This window comes from Frankia sp. AgB1.9, assembly GCF_016786355.1.
In the GTDB taxonomy this organism is placed as follows: domain Bacteria; phylum Actinomycetota; class Actinomycetes; order Frankiales; family Frankiaceae; genus Pseudofrankia.
The window spans coordinates 70,515-82,775 of the sequence record NZ_JADWYX010000039.1 but is presented as its reverse complement, the minus strand read 5'-3'; the positions used below and the strand labels follow the sequence as shown (position 1 = coordinate 82,775).

At 71.6% G+C, this 12,261-nt stretch carries 10 protein-coding genes; 4 read left to right on the top strand and 6 right to left on the bottom strand.

The features are described from left to right. On the bottom strand, positions 1 to 837 hold an 837-nt coding region (locus tag I6A60_RS17720), incomplete at its 3' end, for a ParA family protein (protein WP_307873738.1). 291 nt (positions 838 to 1,128) lie between these two features. On the opposite strand from I6A60_RS17720, the gene I6A60_RS17715 reads away from it, so the two are divergent. Then, complete coding sequence (locus I6A60_RS17715) at positions 1,129 to 1,935, top strand: hypothetical protein (RefSeq protein ID WP_203023187.1); 807 nt, start codon at positions 1,129 to 1,131, stop codon at positions 1,933 to 1,935. 222 nt (positions 1,936 to 2,157) lie between these two features. Here I6A60_RS17715 and I6A60_RS17710 read toward each other — a convergent pair whose 3' ends face one another. The 3 genes from I6A60_RS17710 to I6A60_RS17700 all read right to left on the bottom strand — a co-directional run bounded on the left by I6A60_RS17710 (position 2,158) and on the right by I6A60_RS17700 (position 6,440). Beyond that, positions 2,158 to 3,537 (bottom strand): right-handed parallel beta-helix repeat-containing protein, encoded by a 1,380-nt coding sequence (locus I6A60_RS17710; protein WP_203023188.1) that lies wholly within the window; start codon positions 3,535 to 3,537, stop codon positions 2,158 to 2,160. A gap of 773 nt (positions 3,538 to 4,310) precedes the next feature. Continuing rightward, positions 4,311 to 5,525, bottom strand: a complete 1,215-nt coding sequence (locus tag I6A60_RS17705; RefSeq protein ID WP_203023213.1) for an aminotransferase class I/II-fold pyridoxal phosphate-dependent enzyme — start codon at positions 5,523 to 5,525, stop codon at positions 4,311 to 4,313. Positions 5,526 to 5,573: 48 nt separating this feature from the next. Further along, positions 5,574 to 6,440 (bottom strand): PD-(D/E)XK nuclease family protein, encoded by an 867-nt coding sequence (locus I6A60_RS17700; protein ID WP_203023189.1) that lies wholly within the window; start codon positions 6,438 to 6,440, stop codon positions 5,574 to 5,576. A gap of 449 nt (positions 6,441 to 6,889) precedes the next feature. On the opposite strand from I6A60_RS17700, the gene I6A60_RS17695 reads away from it, so the two are divergent. Continuing rightward, a complete protein-coding gene (locus I6A60_RS17695; RefSeq protein WP_203023214.1) occupies positions 6,890 to 7,192 on the top strand; it encodes a chorismate mutase in 303 nt (100 codons plus the stop codon). A 64-nt stretch (positions 7,193 to 7,256) separates the two neighbouring features. On the opposite strand, the gene I6A60_RS17690 is transcribed toward I6A60_RS17695, so the two are convergent. Then, positions 7,257 to 8,702, bottom strand: a complete 1,446-nt coding sequence (locus I6A60_RS17690) for a magnesium transporter MgtE N-terminal domain-containing protein (RefSeq protein WP_203042569.1) — start codon at positions 8,700 to 8,702, stop codon at positions 7,257 to 7,259. A gap of 304 nt (positions 8,703 to 9,006) precedes the next feature. Between I6A60_RS17690 and I6A60_RS17685 the strand changes: the two genes are divergently transcribed. Together I6A60_RS17685 and I6A60_RS17680 are read left to right on the top strand one after the other, a co-directional pair. Next, the gene (locus I6A60_RS17685; RefSeq protein WP_203023191.1) at positions 9,007 to 9,957 is read left to right on the top strand and encodes a CoA ester lyase; all 951 of its coding nucleotides are present in this window, start codon (positions 9,007 to 9,009) and stop codon (positions 9,955 to 9,957) included. Positions 9,958 to 10,046: 89 nt separating this feature from the next. Then, positions 10,047 to 11,246 (top strand): acyl-CoA dehydrogenase family protein, encoded by a 1,200-nt coding sequence (locus tag I6A60_RS17680; RefSeq protein WP_203023192.1) that lies wholly within the window; start codon positions 10,047 to 10,049, stop codon positions 11,244 to 11,246. Positions 11,247 to 11,373: 127 nt separating this feature from the next. On the opposite strand, the gene I6A60_RS17675 is transcribed toward I6A60_RS17680, so the two are convergent. After that, the gene (locus I6A60_RS17675; protein WP_203023193.1) at positions 11,374 to 12,240 is read right to left on the bottom strand and encodes a PHP domain-containing protein; all 867 of its coding nucleotides are present in this window, start codon (positions 12,238 to 12,240) and stop codon (positions 11,374 to 11,376) included. Between the last annotated feature and the right edge of the window lie 21 nt (positions 12,241 to 12,261).

Below are 12,261 nucleotides of genomic sequence, written 5' to 3'. Positions count from 1 at the left end.
CCCCCCGCCTTCCGGGGGGGCCCGGCTAGTGCCGCGGGCGGCCCGCCGCGCGGGCGCGCCGGCGCCAGAAAGCGGAGCCGGGCCGAGGCCCGCGATCGCCCTGGCATGCTCCCGGTAGGCATGCGCGCCCTTCGAACGGGCAGCGGTCGTCAGGATCGAGCGCCCGATGCCCGGAGCCTCGGCGAACCGCACGGAGCGGGCGACCGGCGGCTCCAGCACCCGGATCTGGTAGCGGGCGGCCACGTCGGCGAGCACAGCGCGGCTGTGCGCCGTCCGGCCGTCGAAGAGGGTCGGCAGCACGCCACGCACCCGCAGCCGGGGATTGGTCAGGCGCCGGACGTCGTGCACGGTGTCCAGCAGCTGGCCGACGCCCCGGTGCGACAGCGTCTCGCACTGCAGCGGGATGACGACCTCGTCGGCGGCCGTCAGGCCGTTGATGGTGAGCACGCCGAGCGACGGCGGGCAGTCCACCAGGACGAAGTCGTAGTCGTCGACGATCTCGGCGAGAGCGAGCCGCAGCACGTGCTCCCGGCCGGTCCGCGACAGCAGCACAGCCTCACAGCCGGCCAGCTCGATCGTCGCCGGCAGCAGATCGGACCCGTCGGCCGTCCGCAGCACGACGAGCCCCGCGGACAGCCGCCCGAGCAGCACGTCATGCACGGACAGCTCGAGAGCGTCCGGGTCGAGGCCAAGCGAGAACGTCAGACAGGCCTGCGGGTCCAGGTCGACCAGCAGGACCCGCTGGCCGAGCTCGGTGAGGGCGGCGCCGAGGCTCGACACGGAGGTCGTCTTGGCGACGCCACCCTTCTGATTCGCGACAGCGAGAACGCGGGCCACAGCGGAGAGTGTGTCAAGCGTAACCGTGTGGTCACAACCTTTCCGGGCCCGCGAGTGTCGCGCAGCCTACTTAAGTCCCGCTCGTAGCCACCTGAGTCGCCGCCGCGGCGGCACCGAGCGGGCCGCCGCGGCACCGCCGAGAGGGTCGCCGCGGCCACGCCGGGAGGGTCTCGGCGGCCACGCCGGGAGGGTCGCCAGCCGTGGGCGGGTGCGCCGCCGGTGGCCGGGCGGCGGGCCGTCCTGACGTCCCGCCCGACGGGTCAGACCCCTGGGCGCATACAGTTCTGCGGCGTGCCTCAGCTTCCCCACGTCGCCGTGCTCGGACCTGACCTGGCCGGCGCGACCGCGCTCGTCACGCTCGTCGACGCCGGGCTGGACGCGACCGGGGTCGGTGGCCGCCTGACCCGGCCCGCCGCCGAACTCCTCGCCGCGTACGCCCTCACGGATCGCTGGATCTTCCCGGCCGGCACGACCGAGCCGGACGACGTGACCGGCGGCCTGATGGGCGGCGGGGGTCCCCCGGCCGGCGCGGGTCCCGGGGCCGGCGCGGACCCTGCGGTCGGCGCGGACGCCACAGTCGGTGGGGACCCGGCGGTCGGTGGGGACCCGGTGCTTACTGTGACCCGGGCCGGAAGCGGGACGGGCCCGGGCCGCGGCTTCGCGATCAGCGTCGGTGGTCGGCCGGCCGGGCGCTGGGACGCTGTCGTGGTCACCGCGCGAGACCTCGCCGCGGCCGCCGGGGTGCTCGCGGCCGCTCCCTGGTACGGGGGTGTCTTCCACCCGGTCGCCGACGGCGTCTTCCTGCTAGGCGTCCCCGACAGCGGTCAGGTCGTCCGGCCGGACGGCGAGCGCGACCTGGCGGTGACCAAGGCGCAGGCCGGCTGGGTCGGCGAGTACCTCCGCGGCCGCTACCGGCTGCCCGCCGATCAGGCGATGCTCGACCATCCGGGCCTGCGCCGGACCGGCCTGCGCCGCGGGGCCGCGGGATATCTGCGTGCGCTGGACCGCGAGCTACGGGCCGGGCGGTCTCGGGCCGCGGCGGCCGGCTATCCCCTACCGCTGCCGGCCGCCGAGCCCGCCGCACCAGCGGCTCACTGACGAAGCCCACCGACGAGACTCGGCCGCCGGGGCTTGCCGACCAGGGCTTATCTGGTGGCGCTTGCCGACTTCTGGCCGCCGGCTGGTGCTTGCCGGCTGGTGGCCGCCGGCTCGAGGCCGACTGGCGCTTGCCTGCTGGTCGCCCCCGGCTCGTGGCCGACTGGCGCTTGCCGGCTGTTGGCCGGCGCCGGGACCGCGGGCGGCTCGGCGCCGGCCATCGGTTCACATCTGGGGCCCGGCGATGATCTGCGGGACCTGGATGCCGTTGCCGTGGCTGAGCGAGTTGGCGCCCACGTGCTGCGGGGCGTCGATGTTCACCTTGATGACGGCCGGCGCGATGTCGAGGTAGTTGCCCTGGACGGTGTTGTTGGAGTTGCGCGCCTGGCCGGGGGCGTCGTGGCGGTCCTGCTCGAAGATCGTGATCCCGGGGCCGTTGTTCCGCCACGCGTAGTTTCCGGTCGCGGTGTCGTTCGCGGCTGACTGGAAGACGATGCCGGTGCGCCGCCAGGGGTCGGGCGTGTTGATGCCGTTCCCGGCGGCGATGTTGTTGGTGAAGGTGTTGTTGTAGCCGGTCTCGTCCGTGAAGCCGGAGCCGTTGTTGTTCCAGGAAATATTGTCGGTGAAGGTGTTGCCGTGGCAGGACACGTCCATCCAGCCGCCGGACGGATGGCCACTGGCCGAGATCAGGTTCCCGATGAACTGGTTGTTCGTCTCGACCGTGACCTTGATGCCGGCGCAGTCGCCGCTGGGGTCGCTGACTCCGGGAAGATTGTTGTGGAGGAACTGGTTGTAGCGCCAGATCGTGCCGGTCATGCCGCCGGCGGCACCCTTGCAGGAGTTGTCGTGGAAGGTGTTGTTCTCGACCAGCGAGTTCGACCCGACGGAGGCACCCAGATAGTTGCCGTAGATCTCCGAGTTGCTGATCACCCAGCCGGAGGCCGGGTCGGACTCGTGAATATCGGAGTCGATCGCGCCGTTCTTCCCGCCGTCGGAGTAGCCCGTTATGGAGATGTTGTGGACCTCGACGTTGGTCGCGCTGCCGTTCGGCCGATGGATACCGAGGCCGGACAGCAGGGTTCCTCCGGACCCGGCCTTGACGCCGTAGAACTTGTCCCCGGCCTTGGGGAGCAGGACTCCAGGGCCGTTGTAGGTGCCGGCGGCGAGGTTGAACTGGGTTCCGGCCGGGTGGCTGTCGATGTAGGACTGGATGTTGGCGCCCGCCGGGATGGGCACGCCGCCGGCCGGGATTCTCACCGGACCCGGGATGATCGGTTTGTTCGGGTAGGCATTGGTGTTGTTCAGGTTCGTGGTGCCGCCGCGCAGTATCCCCGAGTGGTGGGCCGCGGCCGTAGTGCTGGTGGTGCCGGTGGCGGCGCTGGCGCCACCGGTCGGCAGCATCGCCGTGGCCAACGCGACGCCGGACAGCGCGAGCAGCAGCTGCCCCCGTCTCCACGACCGCGAGGTCTTTCCATGGCGGCGGTCCACGGGCGGCGCCGAGGCGACACTGGGCGGCGCGGGCGCGCGGAAGAGAGCGCCGGAACTCGCCTCGGGGATGTTGGGACCGGCCTCGGGGAAGGCCGAGGAAGAATTCGAGAGAGGCATTCTTGAGATCCAAAGTCAGCTGCCGCGAGGGTTCTACGATCTGACGCACGACCGCCCAGAAACGGCAGGGCCGGGCCAGCGTTCTCCTCGGCTGTCGGATGGGCATGTTCCCGCGCCGCGGATACCGCGACCGGTCTTGCCTTGGCTTTCAAGCTCGCCGGGGCCGTCAAGATAACATCGGGCTATTTCGTGGCGGCAATCCTCCGGGACCCCGGAGCGTCATACGGATAGCGGCGGAACAAGGACCCAGCTCGCATCGCCGAACAGCCGGATTCCGGCCACGGCCTCATATCGTCCCCGAATGTCCACGACCGCCCAGGTCCTGCTGTCCACCTGAGAGTCGATCGAGCTGGCTCCGGTGGAATGAGGCCAGACAATGCGACGCCTCGCAGTATGCAGTCATACCTGGTGGCCGCCGATTCTCACCCGTCCCGACCATCGGGTATAACTCAGCCTCACTCGCCCCGCTTCCAGACCTCACACCACCAAACCAGCCGCCAGAGCCCCGCCAAGCGATCGAGTGCCGTCACCGCGAAGGTCGGCCCGGCGGAGTGATCGCCGTTTTGGCCCTCCCGTGGTCGTGAATCGGGCCTTCTTACGACCACCCGAGGGCCAAAACGGCGATCATGTCCGAGGTGCCGAGGCCGGGCCAGGGCCAAGGCCAAGGCCGGGCCAGGGCCAAGGCCGGGCCAGGGCCAAGGCCGGGCCAGGGCCAAGGCCGGGCTAGGGCCGAGGCCGGGCCAGGTGCCTAGGCCAGACCAGGCCGAACCAGGTCAGGACAGCGTGCGCAGGCGGGCGGCGGCCTCGAGCAGGGTCGCCTCGCGCTTGGGGAAGGCGAAGCGGATGATGTGCCGGCCGTCGGCCGGGTCGGCGAAGAACGACGAGCCAGGGACGCACGCGACGCCGATGTCGGCGACCAGGTGGCGAGCGAAGGCGACGTCGTCGCCGGCCGGGTCGAGCGCCCGGGTGTCGCACATGACGTAGTAGGCGCCGTCGGGCCGGCTGACCCCGAAGCCGACCTCGGCCAGCGCGGCACAGAGCAGATCCCGGCGGGCCTGATAGGACGCGGCAAGATCGGCGTAGTACCCGGCGGGCAGGCCCATCGCGGCGATGCCGGCGGCCTGCAGCGGGGCCGCGGCGCCGACGGTCAGGAAGTCGTGGGTCTTGCGGATGCCCTCCGTCAGCGCCGCCGGGGCGATCGTCCAGCCGACCCGCCAGCCTGTGACGGCGTAGGTCTTCGACAGCGCGTTGACGGTGACCGTGCGATCTTCCAGGCCGGGGACCGTGGCCGGCGGGATGTGGCCGCCGGGGCCGAGGTACTGGATGTGCTCGTAGATCTCGTCGGTGACGACCAGGGCGTCGTATCGCTGGCAGAGCTCCGCGATGAGGTCGAGCTCGGCGCGGCCGAACATCTTGCCGGTCGGGTTGTGCGGGGTGTTGATGACGATCGCGCGGGTCCGGTCGGTGAAGGCGGCGCGCAGCTCGGCCTCGTCGAAGCTCCAGTCGGGGGCGCGCAGCTTCACCAGCCGGGGCGTCGCGCCGGAGAGGATCGCGTCCGGGCCGTAGTTCTCGTAGAACGGCTCGAAGAAGATCACCTCCTCGCCCGGGTCGACCAGGCCGAGCATGGTCGCGATCATGGCCTCGGTGGCTCCGCAGGTCACGCAGATCTCGGTGTCCGGGTCGACCGTCCAGCCCGGGTAGGCGCCGGCCACCTTCGCCGCGATGGCCGTGCGGAACGCGGGCGCGCCCCAGGTGATCGCGTACTGGTTGACGTCGGCGTCGATCGCCGCCTTGGCGGCGTCCTTGAGCTCAGCCGGGCAGGAGAAGTCCGGGAAGCCCTGGGCCAGGTTGACGGCGCCGTGCGCGACCGCCAGCCGGGTCATGTCCCGGATGACGGACTCGGTGAACGTCGACGCCTTCGCCGACAGCCGGGCGGGGCCGGGAACCTGACCGGTCCCGGGCCTGGAGCCGGTCAGCGAGGGCAGCATCTGCGAGGCCACGGCCCCATCATGCAGCGTTTCCCACCGACCTGGTGGTCATGTCCCCTGGCTCGCCGCCGGCTCCTGCTCGGACAGGTACTCGACGCCGGCCCAGGGAGCCAGCTCGGGGCCGGCGGCCCGTCCCTCGGGGCAGTGGCGGCGGTAGTCGCACCAGGAGCAGAGGGGACCTGGGCGCGGCGGGAACGCGACGTCGGCCGGCTGCCCGGCGGCCAGCCGCTCGGTCGCCGCGACGGCGTCGGTCGCGATGGACTCGGCCCGGCGCAGGTGGCGGGCCAGGCTCTCGTCGGTGTGCTCGGCCTCGACGACCCGACCGGTCGGCAGATGGTGCAGCTCGACCCGTCGGCAGCGCTGCCGCAGCATCCGCTCGGCCGCGAACGCGTAGAGCGCCAGCGCGGGCGACGTGCGGGCGTCGCCGTCCTGCGGCGCCCGCCGGCCGGTCTTGTAGTCGACGACGACCAGCTCGCCGTCCCGCTCGTCCAGCCGGTCGACCCGGCCGTGCAGCGCCAGCAGGTCGGTGCGGGTCGCCACCTGGCGCTCGACCGCCCGCGGCTCGTCCGTCGGGTCGAGACCGGCGGCGTAGCGCTCGCACATCGCGGCGACCCGCTCCCTGGCGTCGGCGGACTGCTCGCCGTCCCGCCAGCCTTCCGCGACCCAGCCGGAGCGCACCAACGCGGCGGCCCGCTCCGGCGTGCGGCGCTGCGTTGGCTCGTCCCACCAGAGCCGCAGCGCGTTGTGCGCGCTGGTCCCGAGCGAGGTGTGCGCCCACGGCGGGCCCTTCGGCGGCGCCGGCCGGTCGATGTAGGTCATCCGGTAGCGACGCGGGCAGTCCTCGAACGAGGCCAGCCGGGTCGGGGTACAGGTGAACAACCGGCGTGGCATCTCGTCGAGTACGAGCTGCGCCATGGTCGACTCCTCCGGCTCAGGGGCGGGTGGGGCGGGGCGCTCGGCCGCGGCCGAGGCACACGAAGATCCTCGCACCCACCACCGACAGTTCCGGTTCGTCTCACCTCACAACCGGCTGGTTCCGCGTCACCGGACCGCCGGCCACGCAGCACGAACCGGGTCAGCCCGGCGGCCAGGCGCCCGCTTCGCCAGCTCGAAGTCACGTACCGCAACTGGACGATCCCGGCGCAGCCTGGCATGCTCCGACGCATGGAGCGCAGCGAAGCCGTGGTCGTACACGCGCCGCTCCGTATGTCGCTGCACTCCTTTTATGGGGGCCGGGCTCGGTCCCCAATGTGCCGCTGACCTCGCGGCACAACGCCCCAGACCGAAGGCCCGGAACGCCCGGGCCTCATCGTGCCTGGGCTGCGCCGAGCCCCCACCCGAAAGGTGCTCCCGTGAGCAACACGATGGACGCAGGCCTCAACGACGCCGTCGCGGACGGATCACCGGCGCCGGTCGCGCCGACGATCGCCTCGATCGACGAGGGCCGCCGCCTGATCGACGACATCGACGTCCAGCTGCGTGGCCTCGTCGCGGTCCGCCGGGACATCTCCCGGCAGATCCAGACTCACCGGACCACCGACGGTGGCCCGCGCGTCCAGCACTCCAGGGAAAACGAGATCATCGCCGCCTGGGCGGACGAGCTCGGCCCGCGCGGTGTCGAGATCGCGCTGGCGATCCTCACACTCTGCCGCGGCTCGCTGACCTGACGGTCCGCGCCGGCGGACAGTCGACGTCGACTGAAAGCCGGCGCCGCGGGACGGTCCGGGCCGGCTAGCGGCCCGGGTTCCCCTCTTCCGGTTCGACATCCGCACGCTCGACGCCGGGCCCGTCCGGGCCCGGCTCGGCCGACCGCGGATCCCCCGCGAGCCGGGCCCTGTCCCGCTCCGGGTCGTCGCCACGGCCGAAGTCGTCGAAGTCGTCGTCGAGGGTCGGGGCCTCCTCGGCCGCGCGTTGCTCGACGTCGTCGTCGAGCTGCCGCTCCCGCCAGTCCGGCGGGAGAAGGTGGTCGAGGACGTCGTCCACGGTGACCACGCCGACCAGCCGGCCGGCGTCGTCGAGGACCGGCGCCGCGACCAGGTTGTAGGACGCCAGGTGGCGGGTCACGTCGGCGAGGTGGGTGTCCGGCCGCAGCGGCCGGACGTCGGTGTCGATCACTGCGCCGATCAGCGTCGACGGCGGCTCCCGCAGCAATCGCTGGAAGTGCGCCAGCCCCAGGAAACGGCCGGTCGGCGTCTCGTAGGGCGGCCGGACCACGTAGACCTGGGCCGCCAGGGCCGGGGAGAGCTCCGGCGCGCGCACCCGGGCGAGCGCCTCGGCGACGGTGGCGTTCGGCGCCAGGATCACCGGCTCGCTGGTCATCAGGCCGCCGGCGGTGTCGTCGGCGTAACGCAGGAGCTGGCGGACGGGCCCTGCCTCCTCCGGGTCCATCAGGCGCAGCAGCCGCTCGGCGTCCTCGGCCGGCAGCTCGCCGAGCAGGTCGGCGGCGTCGTCCGGGCCCATCGCCTCCAGCACGTCCGCGGCCCGGTCCTCGGCCAGCCCGCCGAGCAGTTCCACCTGCTCGTCCTCGGGCAGCTCCTCGAGGACGTCGGCGAGCCGCTCGTCGTCCAGTGCCGCCGCGACCTCCGCCCGCCGTTTTTGGGACAGGTCGTGCAGCATCGACGCGAGATCGGCCGGGCGCAGCTTCTCGAACGCGGCGAGCAGGTTCGCCGCGCCCTGGCCGTCCTCCGGCAGGGAGAACCCGCTGACCTCGTCCCAGCCGATGGTGCGCATGTCGCCGCGGCGGCCGCGGCCGACCCGGACGGCCACCTGGTCGAGGATCCACTCGCCGCTGCGGATCGGCGCGATCGCCGCGTCGACGACCGTGACCTCCTTGCCGCTGGCGACCTCGGTGACCCGGCGGTCGAGCAGCTCGCCGAGGACGAGGGTCTCGCCGGCGCGCTGGGCGAACCGCCGCCAGCTCAGCCGCGCCGACGACAGGATCACGGCCCCGGACTCGACACCCGTCACCCGGCCCATCGCCACGAAGATCGGCCGATGCTGCACGTCCACGGCCAGGCCGAGCACCCGGGGCGCCGCGTGACCGGGGCGTAGCGTGACGACGACATCACGGACGCGGCCGACCTGGTCGCCGTTGGGGTCGAGCACCAGCAGCCCGTGCAACCGCCGGCAGTAGACCCGGACCGGCGCCGGCGTGCGCTGTGCCCCGGTCGCCGTCACGGTGCCTCGCTGCTCACAGCGCAAAGCTACCGCGCTGCCATTTGACGGCGCCAAGGCGGGAGCGATCGCGCGGCCCGCCGGCGCCTGCCCCCGCCGGCTGACCGACCGGACCGGGGTCGGACGACTGACGAAGCGCCCACCGGCCGGTAGTCGCCATCTTTGGACGGACCGCCCAGTCCAATTACCAGAAAGCACCGGCTGCTTCGTGGGCGGAATAACGCGGTGAGGCAACCCACACTCGAACATGATCCACAACGCCTTCGTTCCCGGGCGCCGGCACCGGGCTGCGGCTACTATCTCGATCATGTCGCTACGTCCCCGCCGCTCCTGCCTAGCGGTTCCTGGCTCGTCGACCAAGATGCTCGGCAAGGCTCAGGGCCTGCCCGCGGACCAGATCTTTTGTGATCTGGAGGACTCCGTTGCTCCGGGCGCGAAGGAGTCGGCCCGCGGCAATGTCGTAGCCGCGCTGAACGAGGGCGACTGGACCGGCAAGACCCGAGTTGTCCGGGTCAATGACCTGACCACGAAGTGGACCTACCGCGACGTCATCACCGTCGTCGAGGGCGCTGGGCAGAACCTCGACTGCATCATGCTGCCGAAGGTGCAGACCGCCGCTCAGGTGCAGTGGCTGGACCTGCTGCTCACCCAGATCGAGCAGGTGATGGGGTTCGAGGTCGGCCGCATCGGCATCGAGGCGCAGATCGAGAACGCGCTCGGCCTGTCCAACGTCAAGGACATCGCATTCGCGAGCGACCGCATCGAGACCATCATCTTCGGGCCGGCCGACTTCATGGCGTCCATGAACATGCCGTCGCTCGTCGTGGGCGCGCTGAACCCTGACTATCCGGGCGACCCGTTCCACTACCCGCTCTTCAAGATTGTCGAGGCGGCCCGCGCCCGCGGCGTGCAGGCCATTGACGGGCCGTTCCTCCAGATCCGTGACGTCGACGCGTTCCGGTCGGTGGCGAAGAAGTCCGCCGCGCTCGGGTACGACGGCAAGTGGGTGCTGCACCCGGGCCAGATCGACGCGGCGAACGAGGTCTACCGGCCCCGCCAGGAGGACTACGACCACGCCGAGCTGATCCTCGACGCGTACGCGTGGCACACCTCGGAGGCCGGTGGCCACCGCGGCGCCGTCATGCTCGGCGACGAGATGATCGACGAGGCCAGCGCGAAGATGGCTCAGGTCATCGCCGGCAAGGGCCGCGCCGCGGGCATGCAGCGCACCAAGAAGTTCGAGCCGCCGGCCCAGTAGCCGGTAACGCGCCCGTCCGCCACCGAGGCGGGCGCCACCCGGACCACAGCCGACCTCTCGCCGCAGAACCAGGAAAGGATCCACAGGAAATGGGCAGGATCGCGCAGACCGACGGTCTCACGGAGATTCAGGCCGACATACTCTCGGCGGTCCGCACCTTTGTGGACAAGGAGATTCTGCCGCACGCCACGGAACTCGAGCACAAGGACGAGTACCCGGCCGAGATCGTCGAGCAGATGAAGGAGATGGGCCTCTTCGGGATCACGATCCCGGAGGAGTTCGGCGGCCTCGGTGAGTCCCTGCTCACCTACGCGCTGGTGGTCGAGGAGATCGCCCGCGGCTGGATGAGCGTCTCCGGCGTCATCAACACGCACTTCATCGTCGCCTACCTGCTGCTGCAGCACGGCTCTGACGAGCAGAAGGCCCGGCTGCTGCCGAAGATGGCTACCGGCGAGGTCCGTGGCGCCTTCTCGATGAGCGAGCCCGGCTGCGGCTCGGACGTCTCCGCGATCACGACGCGGGCCGCCCGCGACGGCGACGACTACGTCATCAACGGTCAGAAGATGTGGCTGACGAACGGCGCTCAGTCCAGCGTCGTCGCCACCCTGGTGAAGACCGACGAGGGCGCCGACTCGGTCTACCGGAACATGACGACATTCCTGCTGGAGAAGGAGCCCGGTTTCGGCACCACGGGCGGCCTGACCATTCCAGGCAAACTCGAGAAGATGGGCTACAAGGGCGTCGAGACCACCGAGATGGTCCTCGACGGTCACCGGGTCGCGGCCACGTCGATCCTGGGCGGCCCGGAGAAGGCCGGCAAGGGCTTCTACCAGATGATGGACGGCGTCGAGGTCGGCCGCGTCAACGTCGCCGCCCGGGCCTGCGGGATCATGATCCGCGCGTTCGAGCTGGCCATCGCCTACGCGCAGCAGCGCAAGACCTTCGGCCACCCGATCGCCGACCACCAGGCCATCGCCTTCAAGCTCGCCGAGATGGCGACGAAGATCGAGGCCGGCCACCTGATGATGGTGAACGCCGCCCGCAAGAAGGACCGCGGCGAGCGCAACGACGTCGAGGCCGGCATGGCGAAGTTCCTGGCCAGCGAGTACTGCTACGAGGTCACCACCGAGGCCTTCCGGATCCACGGCGGCTACGGCTACTCGAAGGAGTACGAGATCGAGCGGCTGTTCCGGGAAGCGCCCTTCATGCTGATCGGCGAGGGCACCTCCGAGGTCCAGAAGCGCATCATCAGCCGGGCACTCCTGCGCGACTACAAGCTGGCCCAGTAGCGGGCCGCTCCGCACGCCCGGCGGGCACCTCCCCGCCCTGCGGGCACCTCGCGCGAGTCATACCTGGCGGTGGCAGGTCCCGGCGCCCCGCCGGCCACCAGGTATGGCTCACGCCAATCCCCGCCGGTCAGGCCGAGCGCGGAGTGTCACCGGAGGCGCGGCCGACGATCTCGGCCAGTACGTCGGGTTCGGTGCTGTGGGCGCCGAGGCCGCGGCCCGGGCCTTCGCGGGTGCCGTGGAAGTCGCTCGAACCGGTCGTCAGCAGTCCGAGGCTGGCCGCCAGGTCCCGAAGCCGCTCCTGCGCCGCCGGCTCATGGTCCGGGTGGTCGACCTCGACGCCACCGAGCCCCAGCGACGCCATGTACTCGATCGTGTCCGGCCCGATGATCGGGCCCCGGGCAGCCGCGTAGGGGTGCGCGAAGATACTCACTCCACCGGCGCCGTGAATCAGCCGGAGCGCGTCGGCGACGTCTGGCTGCTCCTTGCGCGCGTGGTAAGGGCCCCGGCTGCCGATCCACTTCGGCCCGAACGCCTCGTCCAGGTCTGAGATCAGCCCCGCGTCGAGCAGCGCCCCGGCGACGTGCGGCCGACCGACCGTTCCCCGCGCCCGGGCCTGGACCTGGTCCCAGCTCACCGGCAGCCCGTCGGCGACCATCAGTTCCACCATCCGGCGCGCCCGAGAATCCCGGCTCTCCCGCACCCGCCGCCGCATCGCCACGAACTCCGGCTCCGCTGGGTCGAACAGGTATGCGAGCACATGCAGGCTGATCACCCGGCCGTCGTCGACCCGCACCTCGCACGAGATCTCCGCGCCCGGCACCAGGGTCATCCCGGGCGGCAGCGCGGCCGCGGCCTCGGCGATCCCCGCGGTGGTGTCGTGGTCGGTCAGCGCGAGAACGCGGACCCCGGCATCGGCCGCGGCGGCCACGAGCCCCGCGGGCGCCAACAGCCCGTCGGACGCGGTCGAGTGGGTATGCAGGTCGATGCCCGCCAACGCGGCCTCCCGCGGCTCGGT